This window comes from Corynebacterium sp. LK33 (assembly GCF_014334955.1).
GTDB lineage: Bacteria > Actinomycetota > Actinomycetes > Mycobacteriales > Mycobacteriaceae > Corynebacterium > Corynebacterium jeikeium_D.
The window spans coordinates 1-17999 of record NZ_PDGU01000008.1; the positions used below are offsets into that span (position 1 = coordinate 1).

At 59.5% G+C, this 17999-nt stretch carries 18 protein-coding genes and 1 tRNA gene; 6 read left to right on the forward strand and 13 right to left on the reverse strand.

Translation table 11 applies throughout. From position 1 onward, the window contains the following. Nucleotides 1-84: 84 nt before the first annotated feature. Nucleotides 85-156 (reverse strand) — tRNA-Asn (locus tag CRD20_RS01960). A 276-nt stretch (nucleotides 157-432) separates the two neighbouring features. On the opposite strand from CRD20_RS01960, the gene CRD20_RS01965 reads away from it, so the two are divergent. Both CRD20_RS01965 and CRD20_RS01970 read left to right on the forward strand, forming a co-directional pair. Continuing rightward, nucleotides 433-1590, forward strand: a complete 1158-nt coding sequence (locus CRD20_RS01965) for an S-(hydroxymethyl)mycothiol dehydrogenase (RefSeq protein ID WP_187404752.1) — start codon at nucleotides 433-435, stop codon at nucleotides 1588-1590. Then, the gene (locus tag CRD20_RS01970) at nucleotides 1587-2219 is read left to right on the forward strand and encodes an MBL fold metallo-hydrolase (protein WP_048732678.1); all 633 of its coding nucleotides are present in this window, start codon (nucleotides 1587-1589) and stop codon (nucleotides 2217-2219) included. The genes CRD20_RS01965 and CRD20_RS01970 overlap by 4 nt, the downstream gene beginning before the upstream one ends. Nucleotides 2220-2233: 14 nt before the next feature. Here CRD20_RS01970 and dnaG read toward each other — a convergent pair whose 3' ends face one another. Then, complete coding sequence (gene dnaG / locus CRD20_RS01975; protein WP_080969560.1) at nucleotides 2234-4165, reverse strand: DNA primase; 1932 nt, start codon at nucleotides 4163-4165, stop codon at nucleotides 2234-2236. 120 nt (nucleotides 4166-4285) lie between these two features. Here dnaG and CRD20_RS01980 point away from each other — a divergent pair, with 120 nt between their 5' ends. After that, nucleotides 4286-4789 carry a ribonuclease domain-containing protein gene (locus CRD20_RS01980; protein ID WP_016423103.1) on the forward strand — a complete coding sequence of 168 codons (504 nt, stop codon included), beginning with the start codon at nucleotides 4286-4288 and terminating at the stop codon, nucleotides 4787-4789. Between the two features lie 26 nt (nucleotides 4790-4815). On the opposite strand, the gene CRD20_RS01985 is transcribed toward CRD20_RS01980, so the two are convergent. Then, nucleotides 4816-5511: a GAP family protein gene (locus CRD20_RS01985; protein WP_016423104.1), complete on the reverse strand. Its 696-nt coding sequence runs from the start codon at nucleotides 5509-5511 to the stop codon at nucleotides 4816-4818. Nucleotides 5512-5595: 84 nt separating this feature from the next. Here CRD20_RS01985 and CRD20_RS01990 point away from each other — a divergent pair, with 84 nt between their 5' ends. Beyond that, nucleotides 5596-6171 (forward strand): TetR/AcrR family transcriptional regulator, encoded by a 576-nt coding sequence (locus tag CRD20_RS01990; protein ID WP_016423105.1) that lies wholly within the window; start codon nucleotides 5596-5598, stop codon nucleotides 6169-6171. Nucleotides 6172-6186: 15 nt separating this feature from the next. Here CRD20_RS01990 and CRD20_RS01995 read toward each other — a convergent pair whose 3' ends face one another. Beyond that, the gene (locus CRD20_RS01995) at nucleotides 6187-7479 is read right to left on the reverse strand and encodes a deoxyguanosinetriphosphate triphosphohydrolase (RefSeq protein ID WP_048732682.1); all 1293 of its coding nucleotides are present in this window, start codon (nucleotides 7477-7479) and stop codon (nucleotides 6187-6189) included. 28 nt (nucleotides 7480-7507) lie between these two features. Here CRD20_RS01995 and CRD20_RS02000 point away from each other — a divergent pair, with 28 nt between their 5' ends. Continuing rightward, on the forward strand, nucleotides 7508-9541 hold the full coding sequence (locus CRD20_RS02000) for a TPM domain-containing protein (protein ID WP_222866155.1): 2034 nt from the start codon (nucleotides 7508-7510) through the stop codon (nucleotides 9539-9541). Nucleotides 9542-9549: 8 nt separating this feature from the next. Here the strand turns inward: CRD20_RS02000 and CRD20_RS02005 are convergent, their stop codons facing one another. Genes CRD20_RS02005 through CRD20_RS02015 form a run of 3 tightly spaced genes read right to left on the reverse strand, consistent with a single transcriptional unit; the run spans nucleotide 9550 to nucleotide 11908 of the window. Next, nucleotides 9550-9966, reverse strand: coding sequence for a hypothetical protein (locus tag CRD20_RS02005; protein ID WP_187404753.1), 417 nt, complete (start codon nucleotides 9964-9966; stop codon nucleotides 9550-9552). Continuing rightward, nucleotides 9954-10523, reverse strand: coding sequence for a hypothetical protein (locus tag CRD20_RS02010; RefSeq protein ID WP_049170730.1), 570 nt, complete (start codon nucleotides 10521-10523; stop codon nucleotides 9954-9956). The genes CRD20_RS02005 and CRD20_RS02010 overlap by 13 nt, the downstream gene beginning before the upstream one ends. Then, a complete protein-coding gene (locus CRD20_RS02015) occupies nucleotides 10523-11908 on the reverse strand; it encodes a glycine--tRNA ligase (protein WP_049189626.1) in 1386 nt (461 codons plus the stop codon). Before CRD20_RS02015 ends, CRD20_RS02010 begins: the two co-directional genes overlap by 1 nt. Nucleotides 11909-12098: 190 nt before the next feature. Between CRD20_RS02015 and CRD20_RS02020 the strand changes: the two genes are divergently transcribed. Then, nucleotides 12099-12593: a Fur family transcriptional regulator gene (locus tag CRD20_RS02020; RefSeq protein ID WP_016423111.1), complete on the forward strand. Its 495-nt coding sequence runs from the start codon at nucleotides 12099-12101 to the stop codon at nucleotides 12591-12593. A gap of 39 nt (nucleotides 12594-12632) precedes the next feature. On the opposite strand, the gene CRD20_RS02025 is transcribed toward CRD20_RS02020, so the two are convergent. From CRD20_RS02025 to CRD20_RS02050, 6 genes are read right to left on the reverse strand one after another with little or no spacing between them, the layout of a single operon-like run. Further along, nucleotides 12633-13355: an isoprenyl transferase gene (locus CRD20_RS02025; protein WP_016423112.1), complete on the reverse strand. Its 723-nt coding sequence runs from the start codon at nucleotides 13353-13355 to the stop codon at nucleotides 12633-12635. A 28-nt stretch (nucleotides 13356-13383) separates the two neighbouring features. After that, nucleotides 13384-14133: a DNA repair protein RecO gene (gene recO, locus CRD20_RS02030; RefSeq protein ID WP_070549895.1), complete on the reverse strand. Its 750-nt coding sequence runs from the start codon at nucleotides 14131-14133 to the stop codon at nucleotides 13384-13386. Nucleotides 14134-14137: 4 nt separating this feature from the next. Next, on the reverse strand, nucleotides 14138-15079 hold the full coding sequence (gene era, locus CRD20_RS02035) for a GTPase Era (RefSeq protein ID WP_042389423.1): 942 nt from the start codon (nucleotides 15077-15079) through the stop codon (nucleotides 14138-14140). Between the two features lie 4 nt (nucleotides 15080-15083). Further along, nucleotides 15084-16412, reverse strand: coding sequence for a hemolysin family protein (locus CRD20_RS02040; protein WP_016423115.1), 1329 nt, complete (start codon nucleotides 16410-16412; stop codon nucleotides 15084-15086). Next, nucleotides 16409-16942, reverse strand: coding sequence for an rRNA maturation RNase YbeY (gene ybeY / locus CRD20_RS02045; protein WP_005511056.1), 534 nt, complete (start codon nucleotides 16940-16942; stop codon nucleotides 16409-16411). The genes CRD20_RS02040 and ybeY overlap by 4 nt, the downstream gene beginning before the upstream one ends. A gap of 16 nt (nucleotides 16943-16958) precedes the next feature. After that, nucleotides 16959-17987, reverse strand: a complete 1029-nt coding sequence (locus tag CRD20_RS02050; protein ID WP_187404754.1) for a PhoH family protein — start codon at nucleotides 17985-17987, stop codon at nucleotides 16959-16961. Nucleotides 17988-17999 lie beyond the last annotated feature (12 nt).

A 17999-nucleotide genomic window follows, 5' to 3' on the forward strand; every position in this document is an offset into this window, starting at 1 on the left:
TTACCTACCCCATTATCCGCGTACTTTTGCGCCCTAGAAATCAAGAAAGCCAGGTAGGAAACATCGTCCTACCTGGCTTAATTGCTCCTCCAGCTGGACTCGAACCAGCAACCCTTCGATTAACAGTCGAATGCTCTGCCATTGAGCTATGGAGGAATATCCACCGCACAGAACCGGCTAAACCGAACTTCGGCCATGCCGTTCCTTGCGACGGATAGATACTTTACCCAGACCCCTTGAAACTCACAAATCGCCAGGTCAAAGGTCAATTTAGACCTTCTTTTCCCACACGTCATGACACCGTTGTGAGTTCTCAGAGCCACGCAATCCACACAATCCACGCAACCTCGCACAGCGCCCACAAAGCTCCTACCAGTACTGAAAATGCTTTCCATCATGCACTTTTCATACCGCGTTCATACGATGGGGCTTATGTCTGAACAAACCAACGGAACCGAAAACACCGAGCAAACCGCACGCGTTGTTCGCGGCGTTATCGCCCGCGAAAAAGGCGCACCTGTAGAACTTACTGATATTCACATCCCGTCCCCGGGCCCGAACGATGTCATTGTTGACATCCAGGCCTGCGGTGTCTGCCATACAGACCTGGCTTACCGCGACGGCGATATCACCGACGAGTACCCGTTCTTCCTCGGCCACGAGGCCGCAGGCGTGATCTCCGAGATTGGCGAAGAGGTCACGCATGTTGCCGTCGGCGATTTCGTCGTCCTCAATTGGCGCGCCGTCTGTGGCGAGTGCCGCGCCTGCAAGCGCGGTGAGCCACAGTACTGCTTTAGCACTTTCAACGCCTCCAAGCCCATGACGCTTGCCGACGGCACCGTCCTCACCCCAGCACTTGGAATCGGCGCTTTTGCGGATGCCACCCTCGTCCACGAGGGCCAGTGCACCAAGGTCGATTCGGCAGCCGATCCGGCCGTTGCGGGCCTGCTGGGCTGCGGTGTCATGGCCGGCATCGGTGCGGCTATTAACACCGGCGAGGTCAAGCGCGGTGAATCGGTAGCCGTCATCGGCTGCGGTGGCGTTGGTACGGCCGCTATCGCCGGTGCCAAGCTGGCCGGCGCTAGCAAGATTATTGCCATCGATATCTCGAACGAGAAGCTGGACACCGCCCGCGAATTCGGCGCGACCGAGACCATTAACTCTGCGGAGCTGGCTAAGAGCGATAAGGGCACCGGGGAAGAGGATTCCGTCGTTAAGCGAGTGCGTGAGCTGACCGACGGTTTCGGTGCTGATGTCGTGATTGATGCGGTCGGCCGTCCGGAAACCTACAAGCAGGCGTTCTACGCCCGTGACCTGGCTGGACGCGTTGTTCTGGTCGGCGTTCCGGCGCCGACAATGGAGCTGGATATCCCGCTGGCGGATGTGTTTAGCCGCGGTGGTGCGTTGAAGTCGTCCTGGTACGGCGACTGCCTGCCAGAGCGCGACTTCCCGATGCTGGTGGATCTGTCGTTGCAGAACCGCCTGCCACTAGAGGGCTTCGTGACGGAGCGCATTGGCATTGAGGATGTTGATGAGGCCTTCGAAACCATGAAGGCCGGTAAGGTACTGCGATCGGTGGTGACGCTGTGAACAAGGATTTGAGGGTTGACCACGTTCTCACGTCGGGCACGTTCTCGCTCGATGGTGGCACGTGGGACGTAGACAACAACGTATGGGTGCTCGGCGATGACCGTGAGGTCATTGTCATCGACGCGGCGCATGAGGCGCAGCCGATTATCGATGCGGTGGATGGTCGCAAGGTAAAGGCCATCGTGTGCACCCACGCACACAACGACCACATCACTGTGGCCCCTGAACTGCAGGAGAAGCTCGACGCTCCCCTGCTCGTCCACCCGGGCGACCAGATGCTGTGGGAGCAGTCCTGGCCGGATCTGGCGCACGAGGATCTCGCGCATGGTCAGCGCCTGGAGATTGCGGGCACGGAGGTTGTCATTATTAACACTCCGGGCCACTCCCCTGGCTCGTGCTGTCTGTACGTACCGGAGGCCGCGGAGCTGTTCTCTGGTGACACGCTGTTTTCCGGCGGTCCGGGGGCGACCGGTCGGTCCTACTCGGATTTCGACACGATTATTAACTCCATCCGCGACAATCTGCTGACTCTGCCTGCGGAAACGACTGTCCGCACGGGTCATGGCGACCACACGACGATTGGCCGCGAGGCTCCGCACTTGGAAGAGTGGATTCGCCGCGGCTACTAGTCGCTAGCCACTAGCTACTCAAACACGACCTTGACCGCCTCTGCTTGCAGTTCGCGGCGGTACTGCTCCATCGCGAGCAGGTCCGCGAACAGCGAGTTGTAGGCGGTTTCGTCGTCTGAGGGGCGCATTCGTGAGAGCATCGCCTTCAGCTGTGCAATTTGGTCACCGACCCACACCTCCTGCAACCGCGCCAGAATCGCCTGCGCATACGGGCGCAGCGTCTCTGCATCGACGGCGATTTGCTCCACGCCCAGCTCAGTCACGAGATGCTTGACGACGTCCTCCCGCGCCTGATCCATAATTGCGGTCGCCCAACTATGTGGCTGTGTGGCCGCTTCCCCGCAGGCACCACCTGCAGCCATGATGGCATCGAATACCGCCCGGTAGGTCGGATGCCCAAAGGTCTCGGGTGCGAGCGCATCGAATACCGGGCCGGTGGTGGCGGGCTCTTGAATTGCCAACTTGAGAGCCTCACGCTGCGCATAGAGCACAGGGTCCCGCGGGTTTGGATACGGCAGTGCCGGGTTGCGCCGGCGCCGCGCTTCCTCTGCCTCTTCGCGGGCACGGGCCTCTTCTTGGCGACGCTGGTAGGGAGTGCGCTTTTCATTCTGTGGCCGACTGGCCTCCTCGCGGACGCGCTGCACCAGCTCGGCTTCATCATTCCAGCCAATCCAGCCGGCAACTTCGCGGGCATACTCATCGCGCAACGCCGCGTCCTTGAGCTGGGCCAGGACAGGCACCACTCGGCGCAGCCCGGAGACCCTGCCATTAGCGGTGGTCAGGTCATAGTCGGCCAGAAGTGTGCGGAGGACAAATTCGATCAATGGCCGTCGTGAAGCAACGAGATCGCGGACTGCGGCCTCGCCCTTCTTCTGGCGCAGATCACACGGATCCATGCCGTCCGGCGCGACCGCGACGTAGGACTGGCCGGTGAAGTTCTGCTCCCCCTCGAAGGCGCGCATGGCGGCCTTTTGCCCTGCCTCGTCGCCGTCGAAGGTGTAGATGAGTTCGCCGCGGAAGAAGTTGTCGTCGAGCATGAGACGACGCAGCAGCTGGAGGTGCTCCTCGCCGAAAGCGGTGCCACAGGACGCGACGGCTGTGGTCACGCCCGAGGCGTGCATGGCCATGACGTCGGTGTAGCCCTCCACGATTACAGCCTGATGACCAGCGGCAATGTCTTTCTTTGCCAGATCCAAGCCGAAGAGGACCTTGGACTTCTTGTACAGCATGGTCTCGGGCGTGTTCATGTACTTGCCCAGATTGTCATCGTCGAAAAGCTTGCGGGCACCAAAGCCGATGACATCGCCGGACATATTGCGGATCGGCCACATGAGACGACGGTGAAAACGATCGATCGGCCCCATGCGCCCCATCTTGGAAAGACCCGCCTTGTCCAACTCCTCGAAGCTAAAGCCCAGGCGCTGCAGGTGCTTGGTTAGTGTGTCCCAGCCGGCCGGCGAGTAACCACAGCCGAACTGGGCCGCGTGCTCGGCGGTGAAGCCGCGGTTTTCCAGAAACTCGCGCGCTGGCGCTGCCGCTGGAGTGGAGAACTGTTCGCGGTAGAACTTCTGTGCCTCGCGGTTTGCGGCGATGAGACGCTGGCGAGTTCCCGGTTCCTCGCGACGGCCCGTGCCGCCGCCCTCATAGTTAATGTGGAAGCCAATTTTCTCCGCACAGGCTTCGACAGCCTCCGGGAAAGACAGGTGTTCCATCTCCATGAGGAAGCTGAATACATCACCACCCTTGCCGGTGGAAAAGCAGTGGTAGTAGCCATGATTGGGGCGTACGTGGAACGACGGCGTGCGCTCGTCTTTAAAAGGCGATAGCCCTTTCAGAGAATCCGCGCCAGCCGGTTTGAGGTTCACGTATTCTGCAACGATCTCCTCAATCGGAGTCCGCTCGCGGATTGCCGCGATATCGGAGTCCGGAATTCTTCCCCTAGCCATGAAAATAACCTTACCCAACCCGTCCAATCGACTCCGCCGTAGAGGTTTCGCTTGCCGACGAGCCTCCCGCGCCCAACCCAAAAACGTGCCGGCGGCGACAGATATGGAAAGATACTAGCCATGGCTGAGTGGAAGAAGATTGCGAGCGGCGTAGGCGCTGCCGCCCTGGTGCTGGCTGGTAGTTATTTCGGGCTCGATGGCGGAGATCAGAACTCTACGGCATCCGAGAACTCACAGGGGTCGCAGGATTCCACTGCCTCCAGCGCGAAACCAGGCCCTAAACCTGGCCCCAACTCGGGCAGCAATAAGGCTGGCACCAAGGGTGCTACCTGCGCAGTAGATACCCTGCCGCAGGAGGCCGACGATGTTATCGACCGCATCCTGACCGACCAGGACCACATCTATTCGCGGCACGACGGCAAGCACTTCGGCAACTACGAGGGACGCCTGCCGAAGGAGCGCGGTGACTACTACCGCGAATACACCGTGACCACCCCGGGCAATTCCAGCCGCGGTGCACGCCGCATCGTTGTCGGCGGCGGTTCCGAAAACGATCCGGATGTCTGGTACTACACCGATGACCACTATGAGAGCTTCTGCGAAATTCCTGACGCGGAGGACTGAGCCAAAGTATTACTGCGGAATCAGCGCTACCCGATAAAACCGAGTTGATTTGCGCTTCGGGCAACAAGAACGATGCCAATTATTGCTGCCACCCACAAAACAGTGACCTTTGTTTCATATTCCAACCGGGGGATAACACTCACTACCCGGTTATAGACCTTGTCTCCGAAGGCCGCGAAGAGCACTCCAACAATGACTGCGGGCGAAATCATCACTACACAGTAGAGCGCAAGGATAAGCAGTTGCACTGCGAAAGGCACTGCCATCGATTCAATAATTCCGATTGCCGCCAAGTACGGCAACATCGTACCGACCTCGACAACTGCTGCCGCTAAGGCCAACCCCACCATCGCTGGGAGACCGGCAGAACCTTTTTTAGTGTCCTCCGACCGAGATTCAAGTATCTCTTCGACAGTCCGTTTCTTGGGATTCGGTGCCAGGATTCCGTAAGCAGCTAACAGAATACCCAAGACCATCATCACCCAACTGAACCAAGTGTTGGATGCAATGCCCGAGACTGCGTCTAAAGCCTGACGCAGGCCGAAAAAGAGCGCGATGCCAACCGCAAAGTAGGACAAGACAATTGTCCCTAAATAAGTAACGTATTCGGCACCCCTCATCCTCCGCCAGACGATGAGCAGCACTACTGGAATCAGCAGGGTTCCAGCACTGAGACTGTCAAGAAGCGCAAGCCCCACAAGAACAAGATAGTCCATCTCCATCACTCCCTCGTACATTCGTATAGTAAACTATCATACAGTCGTACGGGAAGTGGCGCGAATGAAACCCCAAAGGAGTTTTAGGATATGAGCATGATGTCACCTCAAGAAAAAGCCATTTCCGATGCAGCAATCAAAGTAATTGTTAACCAGGGGTTCGACGTTGTCAGCGTTCGAAAAGTGGCTCAACAGGCGGGCGTAGCCCCTGGAACAGTGCAGTATTTTATGGGCACGAAAGACGAACTACTCAGCAGGGCACTTCTGCGCTCGGCAGCACGACAGCATGAAAGAGTCTCGTCGCTACGCTTTCAATCGAATACCTCGCCGCTAGAACGGCTCCACCGCTCCCTGCTCGAACTACTCCCCATCGGCCCAATACAGCGCGAAGACGCAGCACTGTGGGTTATCCTCGGTGCCGCTGCATCAACACGCAAAGTCCTGGCCCAGGAGCACCAGAACGAACTCAGTAGATTCCAGGACCATCTCATTTCAGCACTGTCCGCCGCAGACGTCCCTGGAGATATAGCTCAGACGGCCCGGCTCATCACAGCTATCGTAAATGGACTAGCCCTCGATTACATGCATGCGAAGCCCGACGCAGAGACTACGAAGGCGCTTTCCGATGACCTCAGTAGTAGCCTTCAGCGGATACTTCAAAAATAGTAATCGCTGACAGCACTACCCCCACGCCGCAGCCACACCAGCAATCTGGCGATCAAGCCGCTCTACACGCGATTCCGTCATCGACGCTAGCTGATCAACGATAACCCGCAGCCGCGCTTGGTCACTCTCCGCCCGGGAATAGAGCCACTGGAACATCGGATCAAGCGTCCCTGGAGCACCTTCCTGCAGATACTCGGCCACCCGGAAAAGACGATCGCGTTCACGCTCCTGACGGCGAATATGACGCGGAAGATCCATCACATACAGCACGGCGATGGTCTTCAGCATGGTGACCTCCGCCAGAATCGAGCTGGGCACCGCGAGGTCCGCGTCGTAACGCCCGAGCGGAAGCGTCGACCCGGAGGCAGCACGCGTACCCGCGACGGAAGCCGTGACGAAACGGCCGACCAGCTCCGAAGTCATACGTTTCAGCGCTACCAACGAGCGCAGCGAACCATCATAGGACGCCGCAGCTGATACCACCGGCAAGCTGGCAAGACGCCCGGCAGCCTCGACGAGCTCCGCTGGATCGCCACCAAATGCGGCAGCACCCTTGTCAGCGAGCGCGGCCAGTTCCACCGTGTCCCACAGAACACCCAGGTCAACGCGGCCAGAGACGATGCCATCCTCGACATCGTGGACGGAATAGGCGACATCGTCAGACCAGTCCATGATCTGCGCCTCAAGACACTGCTTGCCGTGCGGAACGCCCTGGCGAATCCACTGCAGGATCGCAGCATCTTCCTGGTAGGCGCCGTACTTGTGGCGGAGCTGACCATCGGGACCGATCGGTGTCCACGGGTACTTACAAGCCGCATCGAGCGCCGCCCGAGTGAGATTGAGTCCACAGGGCTCACCTGTACCATCGAGCACCTTCGGCTCGAGGCGAGTGAGAATACGCAGCGTCTGCGCGTTGCCCTCGAACCCGCCGCAACCAGCGGCAATCTCGTTGAGGGCACGCTCGCCGTTGTGGCCATACGGCGGATGCCCGATGTCATGGGTCAGACCGGCCAGCTCTGCGAGATCCTCATCTGCACCCAACTCGCTGGCGATTCCGCGGGAAATCTGCGCGACCTCCAGCGAGTGAGTCAGGCGTGTGCGCGGAGTATCGCCCTCCCCTGGCCCCACAACCTGGGTTTTGTCAGCCAGCCTGCGCAGCGCTGCGGAGTGCAGGACGCGGGCGCGATCTCGCGCAAACGCCGCCCGGTGGGTTTCCAAGGACTGCACCCCGGGCAGCAATGACTGCTTCGGAGACTCCTCGACAATACGAGCGAGTTCAAAAGATGAATACGAAAATTTACCGGCCACGTAATTATTGTTACGTATCCTTGTAGATATGTCTGACAGGAATCGCGTGTTTCGCCCCCTTTACCTTGCCGCATCGGGTGCTTTCCTCGGCCTGAGCATGCCGCTAATTACTGCCGCACTACCGGCACAGCCACCGGTTCACGCACCTGCTTCGCTGCTGGCACTCGCACCGTCAGCATCCCTGGCGCACGCCGAGGCACCGGCGGATGTGTCGGGCGAGGTGGCTGATCTCGCAGGTGTGCTGAGCGGCGGCGATGAAGCTCGTCTGAAGGAGCAGATTCAGCAGCTCAAGACAGAGAAGCGACTCCTGTTCTCGGTGTTTTACATCAAGAGCTTCGACGGCATTCAGGGCGAACAGTGGGCGCAGCAGGCCTGGGAGCACCTCGGAGCTGCCGACAACCGCGGTGTCCTGGTCGTCGCCGTGGAAGACCGAAACCTCGGCGCTTTCGTCGGAGACTCCTTCCCCCGCAACGCGGAGGCCATCAACAGAGCAGCTCAAGGGCAGTTGTTAGAGGATGACAACTGGGCAGCTGCGGGTGAAGCTGCCATCGCCGAGGCAGGCGGTGGCAGCGGCTCCGCCGGTGGGTGGGCACTCGGCGCCGGCCTCGGTGGTGCCGCCGTTGTCGGTGGCGCCACCTGGGCCGTGGGCCGCCGCAATAAGAAGAAGCGCGATGAGGAGGAGATCGCTCGTGGCCGCAACATCGACCCCAGGGATGTCTCTTCGCTGGACTCGCTGAGCACCAGCTCGCTCGATGTTCTTGCGCACGATGAGATTGTCAGTACCGATGAGTCCATTCGCAAGGCCAGCACCGAGCTCGACCTCGCTCGCGCTGAGTTCGGCACCGAACGCATCCGCACCTTCGACAACGCACTGAAGCACTCTCAGTCCACGCTCGAGCGCGCGTTTGCACTTCGCCAACAGCTTGACGACGGCTCCGTGACCGACGAAATCGAGCGCCGCAGTGTCCTGCTGGAGATTATCTCCACCTGTGGTGTTGCGGATGACCAGCTCGACGGCGAGGCCGCAAACTTCCAGAAGCTCCGCCAGGAGTTAATGAATGCTGAAGCGACCATTTCAAAGCTCACTCAGCGAAGTGTCGAGCTGCGTTCACGTATGCCGCGTGCCGGCGAAATTCTCGATGGTCTGCGCGCACGTTACGAAGAGCAGATGCTCAGCTCTGTGACCGACAATATCGACATGGCCACGGAGCACCTGAATCAGGCTGACCAGTCAATGTCTGAGGCCCGCCGCATCGCGGACCTACCTGCCGGTGAGCAAGGTGGTCTGATTGATGCGCTGTCGGCCACCGACTTTGCGCTCACACAGGCAGAGAGTCTTCTGGAGGCCATTGAACACGCCGATAGCGATATTCACGCTGCAGTCGCTGGACTGGCTTCCCTTATCGCCGAGGTCCGCGGTGAAATCGATGAGGCCTCGCACCTGATGTCGGCACCGCAAGGCGCCAACATCAACCGCGAGCGTCTCAATGCGGCCATCGAAGCAGGCCGTGAAGCACTCGGTGTGGCAGCCAATAAGTCCGAAGTGGATCCACTGAGTTCCTGGACCGCACTGACCGATGCCGATGAGCTACTCGACGAAGCCCTCGACTCCGCTCGAGACAAGGCCGCGTCGTTCGCCCGCGCTACCGCTACTTTGCAGCACAGCATGCAGGATGCCGACAATCACATTCGCGCCGCGGCTGACTTACTTGCTACCCGCCGCCGTGTGGTTGGCGCTGAGGCTCGCACTCGCCTCGCGGAGGCGCAGCGTGCTTACGGCTCTGCTCAGGGCTTGGCCAACGACGATCCGCGAAAGGCGTTGGCCTACGCACGTCGTGCGCGCAAGCTCGCGGCTGAGGCCGCTGACTTGGCCCGCCGTGACATCCGCCGCTACCAGGATCAGCGCCGCGGTGGCGGCAGCAACGGATCGATGGTCGCCGGCATGGTGCTGGGAAGCATGCTCAGCAACAACAGCGGCTTTGGTGGCAGCATCGGTGGCTTCGGCGGTTTCGGCGGAGGTTCGAGCCGACCAGGCGGCTCCGGCAGCACAATGGGCTTCTAGATTCCCGCCTAAATTCGCATCTGGCGTGGTCCATCCACAGACCACGTCGCCAGAGCGGCGGCAATCAGCCAGTCTTCGAAACTCCCCCGGAAGTCTCCTTTCTGGGCATAGACACCAAATACCCCTCGGCCTAGACTGTCCTCTCTGACGATTCGGGCGAGCTCATAGCCTGGCCGTTCGATGTCGAAGACCGTGCGAATTCCCCGTCCTTCTCTGTTTAGGACGAAAGAATCCCCCTCATCCGGATTCGTCATCACTAGCGCGTTCGTGCTAAAAAAGCGGGCTTTCACCTGCCAGCCACGCCCTTGTGGCGAGGTGATCCAGAAAGCACTAAAGACCCCGTCCTGACAGCTCCAGCCGTCGGACAGGGTCTTTTTGTACTCGTCGTAAACGACGCCGTCTGCAATAGTTGCTACACGATCCACACCCAAATCATATAGGCAATCAGCAAGAGCAAGCAGACAGTGAGAATCCAGGTAGAGGAAACCATGCGGGACTCCAGCACTCGACGAGCACTGTAGACCAGGAAGATCTTCTCCTCTTCCGGCAGCGCACGGCCCTCATCGGTGTCGAACTGCACCTCTGCGTGGCGCACGCCACGGGACGCACCGGTAAACTGGCCCCACTTCTCGCCGGTCTTCGCATTCTCGATGACGTAGTTCGTCGATCCCTCGCACACCAGCTTGCCTTCAGGACGCTCCGGCCCAAAGGTCACTGAAAGCTGCTTGGCTCGCGAAATCTTGTCACGGTCAGCAGCAACGGTCGAGAACACGCGGCCGTCGGGAAGCGTGGCGGAAACACGGTGATTAGCAGAGGCGTCAATGACCCACTCCCCTTCCGGGGTGTTGAGGCGATCGCCCTGCTCATCACGGATGTACGTGCCGACTTCGGTGCTTTCCTTCAGAATCGGCCAGGTTTGCTCGGATTTTTCCCGAGAACCGTCGCCGAGACTATAGGATTCCCAAAAAACTTCTTCGGCCATTAGCAGCCCACCAGGCGAGCTGCGAGGTAGCCTTCCAGCTCGTCAATCTTGACGCGCTCCTGCTCCATGGTGTCGCGGTCACGGACGGTCACAGCGTTGTCCTCGAGAGTATCGAAGTCAACGGTGACACAGAACGGAGTACCGATCTCATCCTGGCGACGGTAACGACGGCCGATAGCACCGGAGGTGTCGTAATCGACGGCCCAGTACTGGCGCAGCTTGTCGGCGACAGCCTCAGCAGTCGGAGTCAGGGTGTCCTTCTTCGACAGCGGCAAAACAGCAACCTTAACCGGCGACAGACGCGGGTCCAGCTTCAGCACAGTACGGGTGTCGGTGCCGCCCTTTGCGTTCGGCACCTCTTCCTCGGTGTAGGCATCGCACAGGAAGGCCATCAGGGCGCGGGTCAGACCGAAGGACGGCTCAATGACGTACGGAACGTACTTTTCGCCGGTGACCTGGTCGTGGTAACGCAGGTCTTCCTTGGAGTGCTCGATGTGGCAGCCGAGGTCGTAGTCCGTACGGTTGGCGACACCCATCAGCTCGCCCCACTCGTTGCCCTGGAAGTGGAAACGGTACTCGAAGTCGATTGTGCGTGCAGAGTAGTGAGCGCGCTCGTCCTTCGGAACGTCGAACTGACGCATGTTCTCCGGGTTAACGCCCAGGTCAATGAACCAGTTCCAGCAGGCGTCGACCCACTCATCGAACTTCTCTTCCGCCTCGTTCGGTGCGACGAAGTACTCGATCTCCATCTGCTCGAACTCGCGGGTACGGAAGATGAAGTTGCCCGGGGTGATCTCGTTACGGAATGCCTTACCGGTCTGGCCGATACCGAACGGTGGCTTCATACGAGCCGTGGTCATAACGTTCTTGAAGTTTACGAAGATACCCTGAGCGGTCTCCGGGCGCATGTAGTGCAGGCCCTGCTCATTGTCGACCGGGCCGAGGAAGGTCTTCATCAGACCGGAGAACATCTGCGGCTCGGTCCAGTTGCCCGGCTGACCGGTCTCCGGGTCCGGAACATCTGCCAGACCATTGGCCGGCGGGTGACCGTGCTTGGCCTCGTAGGCCTCCAGCAGGTGGTCAGCGCGGTAGCGCTTGTGGGTGTGCAGGGACTCCACCAGCGGGTCGGTGAAGGTAGCGACGTGGCCGGAAGCTTCCCAGACCTGGCGCGGCAGGATAATGGAGGAATCCAGGCCGACGACATCCTTACGACCGGTGACGAAGGTCTTCCACCACTGGCGCTTGATGTTTTCCTTCAGCTCCACACCCAGGGGACCGTAATCCCATGCCGAGCGGGTACCGCCGTAAATTTCACCACACGGGTAAACGAACCCCCTGCGCTTACACAGGTTGGCGACGGTATCGACAACTGACTTAGGTGCCACGGTCTAGACCACTCCTTATAAATGGCTTCGCATCGCACACCACACGCCTTTTCCGGGCACACAATTCAGCCCGTTCCGTGCGGCGAACGACATAATGAAAAGCAAAATGTACTGACCTCAACAGGCCAGTTAAAAGTTCCCCTATACTCTAGCGCATCTTGTCCAACCGATACCGGGTAGTGTCGGTTACATGGCTGGCGAAGATATGCACGAAGTTAGTTCTGGCGAAAACCCACGTGGTACGGGCTCCCCCGCTAGCACCGGGGCACACGCCTCCGCGCGGCCGGCCGCAACCCGCATCGGCCAGCGCAGTACTCGCCAACGCCGCGCCGTCGTGTCGATTATGAGTGAGGCCCCTAATTTTCGCTCCGCTGCTGACATTCATAAGTCGCTGACGGAACGTGGGGACAAGGTCGGCTTGACGACGGTCTATCGGACGCTCCAGTCCCTTGCAGAAATGGACATTGTCGATGTTCTGCACAATGCCTCCGGAGAGGCTCTCTACCGGCTGTGCGGTGACCACCACCATCATCACCTTGTCTGCACCGATTGCGGCAGCACCGTTGAAGTCGCCGGCGGCCCTGTCGAGCAGTGGGCTCACAGCCTGGCGGAGGAGCACGGTTTTAATCTAACCGGGCACACTGCTGAGGTCTTCGGCCTGTGCAGGGACTGCCAGAAGAAGTAGCCCGGGCTCCCTCCCCCCCCCCAAAAAAAAATATCGGCTCTAGGCCTTGCCGAACCTACGGTCGCGCTTGGCGTACTCCACCACTGCGGCGCGCATGTCATCCCGACCGAAATCCGGGAAAAGCTTGTCCTGATAGACCATCTCCGCATAGGCGGACTGCCAGATCAAGAAGTTGGACGTGCGCTGCTCGCCCGACGGACGCAAGAACAGATCAACATCCGGCATAGTCGGCTCATCCAGGAACTGTGCGAAAGACTTCTCGGTCAAGTCATATTCGCTGAGCTCCCCCGCTGCTGCCTGACGAGCAATCTCTCTAGCAGCATCAACAATTTCAGCGCGACCACCGTAGTTGACGCACATATACAGAGTTAGCGCGTCATTGTCCTTCGTCTGCTCCTCGGCAATCTCAAGTTCCTTAATCACCGAGCGCCACAGTCGCGGGCGACGCCCTGCCCAACGCACGCGAACGTTCTTCGAATCCAGCTCATCACGACGTCGGCGCAGCACGTCGCGATTAAAGCCCATGAGGAATCGGACCTCATCGACCGAACGGCGCCAATTCTCAGTGGAAAATGCGTAAGCCGACAGGTGCTTGACGCCCATCTCCAAACAAGCATCGACGCACTCCATCAGCACGGCCTCGCCACGCTTGTGTCCCTCGGTGCGTTTGAGCCCACGCTGTTCGGCCCATCTACCATTGCCGTCCATCACGAGCGCGATGTGATTGGGCACGAATTGCTGCGGTACAGGAGGATTCAACACGCTTCCTATTGTGCCCCACCGCTACTGCTTACTGCCAAAAAGCATCCACATGTTCCAGCGCCGGCACCCGGCGGCCCAGGTAGTACTGCAGGTACTTCGCCGTTAGGGTACGCGCCGTCGCAATCCGCCCCTCAAAATCGCTTGACGACGTATCGATGCCCGCCCATTGCTCATGAGCAAGCTGCCACATCAGATGCAGAACCTCGGTCGGCGGAGTATCTGCACCCGGTGGCCTGCAGTTGGTGCACACTGCTCCGCCCAGTGCGGGAGAAAACGCGTGGTGAGGGCCGGCTTTGCCGCAGCCTGCGCATTCAAAGAGGCTTGGCTGCCAACCGGCCTGCGCCATTGCTCGCAGAATGTAGGAGGTCAGCAACAAATCGGGGCGATGGCGACCGGCCGCAACGTCGTCGAGCGATTGAGTGGTGAGATCCCACAATTCGGGAGCCGGCACTTGCTCCTCGCCGACAATGCGTTCGGCGACGTCCAGGACTGCACACGCACAGGTGTAGCGCGCATAGTCGTCGACAAGCGGTGCTGCCCACGTGCGCACGGTATCTGCGCCTGCGATAGTGGACAGTCCTCGGCGTGGGTAGATGTTGACATCCACGTCGACGAATGGTGAGAGGCGCGAGCCGAAGCGGCTCTTCGCGCGCCGCACGCCTTTGGCGACACCGCGGACTAAGCCGTGGTCGCGGGTGAAAAGGACGATGATGCGGTCGGCTTCGCCGAGGTCGTAGCGGCGTACGACCAGCGCACGGTCGCGATACGGCTCGACCAACTTTTTAGAATCCCAACTTGCCCAGCTGCTTCGGGTCCGACTGCCAGTCCTTCAATACCTTCACCCGCAGGTCGAGGTAAACATTCTGACCGAGCAGCGCAATGAGTTCCTTACGAGCCTTATGAATGGTGGTGCCCATGCGTCGACCGTCGCGCCCCATGAGGATGGACTTCTGCCCCGAACGCTCGACATAGATAACGGCGTGGACATCCAGGACGCCTTCGCGGTCCTGGTTTGGCAGCACCTCATCAATCTGGACTGCCACGGAATGCGGCAACTCATCGCGCAGACCGCCGAGGGCCGCCTCGCGGATGAGCTCTGCCATCCGGGTGTGCAGATCCTCATCGGTGATGTGCCCCTTCGGGTACAGGCGCGGTCCCTCCGGCAACTGGGAAGCCATGACATCAATCAGCGTGTTGATGTTCTCGCCGGACTTCGACGACAGTGGCACCAGCTCGGCATCCGGACCGAGCAACTCCTGCAGCTCGATCAGGCGCTCAATAATGGTGTCGCGCGAGACCTTATCCACCTTGGACACAATGCCCATGATGTTCTTGCAACCTTTGGAGACGTTCTCGTAAATCCAGCGGTCACCGGGGCCAATTTTCTCGTCGGCAGGCACGACCATCGCGACCAAGTCCACATCGGAGTAGGTCTCCTGAACCATGTCATTCAGGCGCTCACCGAGCAGCGTGCGTGGCTTGTGCAGACCTGGCGTATCCACGACAACAATCTGACAGTTCTCGCGGTGGACTACACCTCGGACTGGATGACGCGTGGTTTCCGGCTGGTTAGCGGTAATAGCGATCTTCTCGCCCACCAGGGAATTGGTCAGCGTCGACTTACCGGTATTCGGACGCCCCACGATAGAGACGAACCCAGAGCGAAAGCCCTCCGGCGCACTGTAATCATCAGCATCTCCGCCAAGTCCAGCATTGGCCAGCATGTCATCAAGATTGCCCATCAGTATCTTCTTCCTCGGAGTAAAACTCCGCAGTCGGCTCCACCACCACAGTGCGTACCCGCATACGACCACGACGGTCACGCGAGCCCTCGGCGGTAAACTTCAGTCCTGCATATTCTACGTACGAACCGGGCAGTGGCACACGTCCAAGCTCATATGCCAACAGACCGGAGACCGTATCCACCTCATCGGTGACCTCGTCATCGAAGACGAGTTGGCGCCCGTGGGCTTCGTCGTAAAGCTCTATGAGCTCGCCCAAGCTGAGGCGCGCCTGCACGCGGTAGGAGGCATCCCCCAGTGGTTCGATGGGGGCCTGCTCGGCCTCGTCGTATTCGTCGGCAATCTCACCGACAATCTCCTCGAGGATGTCCTCAATAGAGATAAGACCGGCGACCGATCCATATTCGTCGATGAGAATGGCGATGTGATTGCGGGTGCGCTGCATTTCATCGAGCAGGTCATCCAGTGGCTTGGAATCGGGCACAAAAACGCAGTCACGCATGACCTCGGAGACGCGAACACCGCGACCGCCATCAGTACGCGAGTACGTCTGCTGGACAATGTCCTTCAAGTAAATGACGCCGACGATGTCCTCAACGCTCTCGCCAATCACCGGCAGTCGCGAGTGACCCGACTTCACGCATAGGGCCACTGCCTGACCACAGTGCTTATCCGCCTCAATCCACACCATCTCTGGGCGCGGAACCATAACAACGCGTGCCGACGTTTCCGCGAGATCGAACACAGACTGAATCATGCGGCGCTCATCGTGCTCCACAATGCCGCGCTCCTGGGCGATATCGACCATCTCGCGCAACTCGACTTCAGTGGCGAACGGGCCATCGCGGAAGCCACCACCAGGGGTGATGATGTTGCCGAACCAAATCAGCAACTTTTCCAGTGGCCCCAACACCTTGGCCATAAAACTCAGAACGACCGCGGTGGCGAGGGAAATCGAGTACGGATTCTTCCGACCCATCGTGCGGGAAAACACCCCGAGGACCAGGAAGGTGAACAGAGCCAACAACACCACTGCAGCCACAATGGCCCAGCGCTCCGGCTCGAAAAGCTTAAGACAAACTGCCGCAAGCGTCACTGCACCGATTGACTCGCACAGCGTACGCAAAATCACCAGCACATTGACGTGCCGAGCGCGATTTTCTACGACCTTGAGAAGCGCATTAGCACCTGCGACCTCGTCACGCTGCAGCTCTGCCACGCGCGCACGGGAAATGCCTGCGACCGCAGTTTCGACTGTGTTAAGTCCGCCAGCGCAGATCATCGCCACAACGGCGACAATTATCAAAGTGATCATCGCTCGTTAGAACGCTCCGGGAACGCATTGGGGTTAATTGGTTTTTCGGAAAAGCTCACGCCACGACGATCGATGTCGTCGTACCAATCCGCCAACAGGCCATTCTGCAGGGAGAACATCTGGCGCTCTTCCTCCGCCGTGACATGGTCATAACCCAACAGGTGCAGTACGCCGTGCACGGTGAGCAGTACCAACTCGTGGCTCAGCGGATGGCCTGCACGCTCCGCCTGCCCCGCGGCAAACTCCGGGCACAACACAATGTCGCCCAGCATCGCAGGCCCTGGGCTAGCTGCATCTGGTCGGCCAGAGCCAGGAGTGAGCTCATCCATCGGGAAGCTCATCACATCAGTCGGCCCCGGCAGATCCAGCCAGCGCACATGGAGGTCTTCGATCGTCTTCAAGTCGACAATGTGAATGCTCAGCTCAGCTGCCGGATGCACGTCCAGGCGGCCCAGCGCATAACGGGCAACGTCGATAAGCGACTCTTCATTGACGCCCTGACCGGACTCGTTGAAAACTTCAATGCTCATGTAATTTCAGCGTCCTTTATCGCTTTGTGGCGGACTGTCGCTTTTGTGGGGACTCGGCGCCCTGTTCAATACCTTCGTCATAGGCATCGTAGTCATCGTAGGCCTCGACAATTGCGGTTACCAGCGGGTTGCGCACCACATCCGCAGCCGCCAGCGCCGGAAAAGCGATTCCCGGCACACCGCGCAGCACCTCACGGGCGACAGCTAGACCGGACTTCTGCCCCCGAGGCAGGTCGACCTGGCTGGCGTCACCGGTGATGACCATCTTCGAACCGAAGCCCAGGCGGGTGAGGAACATTTTCATCTGCGCCGGAGTAGTGTTCTGTGCTTCGTCGAGAATGATGAACGCATTGTTCAAGGTACGACCGCGCATGTACGCCAGCGGTGCGACCTCCACTACCCCAGTTTCCATCAGCTTTGGAATCAGCTCTGGCTCAAGCATTTCGCGCATCGCATCGTGCAATGGGCGCAGGTAGGGGTCAATCTTCTCGTGCAGAGTACCCGGCAGGAAGCCCAGGTTCTCACCCGCCTCCACTGCGGGGCGAGTCAGAATAATGCGTTCTACCTGCTTATTCTTCAGTGCAGCAACCGCCTTGGCCATGGCCAAGAAGGTCTTGCCCGTACCGGCGGGGCCGATACCGAAAACAACGTTATAGCGGTCGATGGCATCGACGTAGTTCTTTTGTCCCTCGGTCTTGGGACGCACGGTCTTGCCACGATGTGTCACGATGCCGCCACCGAGCACCTCGCTGGCGGACTTCTCCCCGCGATCCACAATGCCCACCGCGTGCCGCACCGACTCCGGGGAGAGCTCGTGCCCACGACGGGCCATTGCCTCTAGCTCCTTGAACGCGCGGACAGCCAACGAAACATCCGCCGGAGCACCCTTGATTGTCACAACTCCGCCGCGGACATGAATATCCGCTGCCAGCAGAGATTCCAGCAGACGTAGGTTCTGATCCGCATGACCGACCACAATCGGCGCGAGATTGTCATCGAGCTCGACGACGGCAGTGGTACGAGCAGTTACTGAATACTTTGTCATTATGCGTCTATC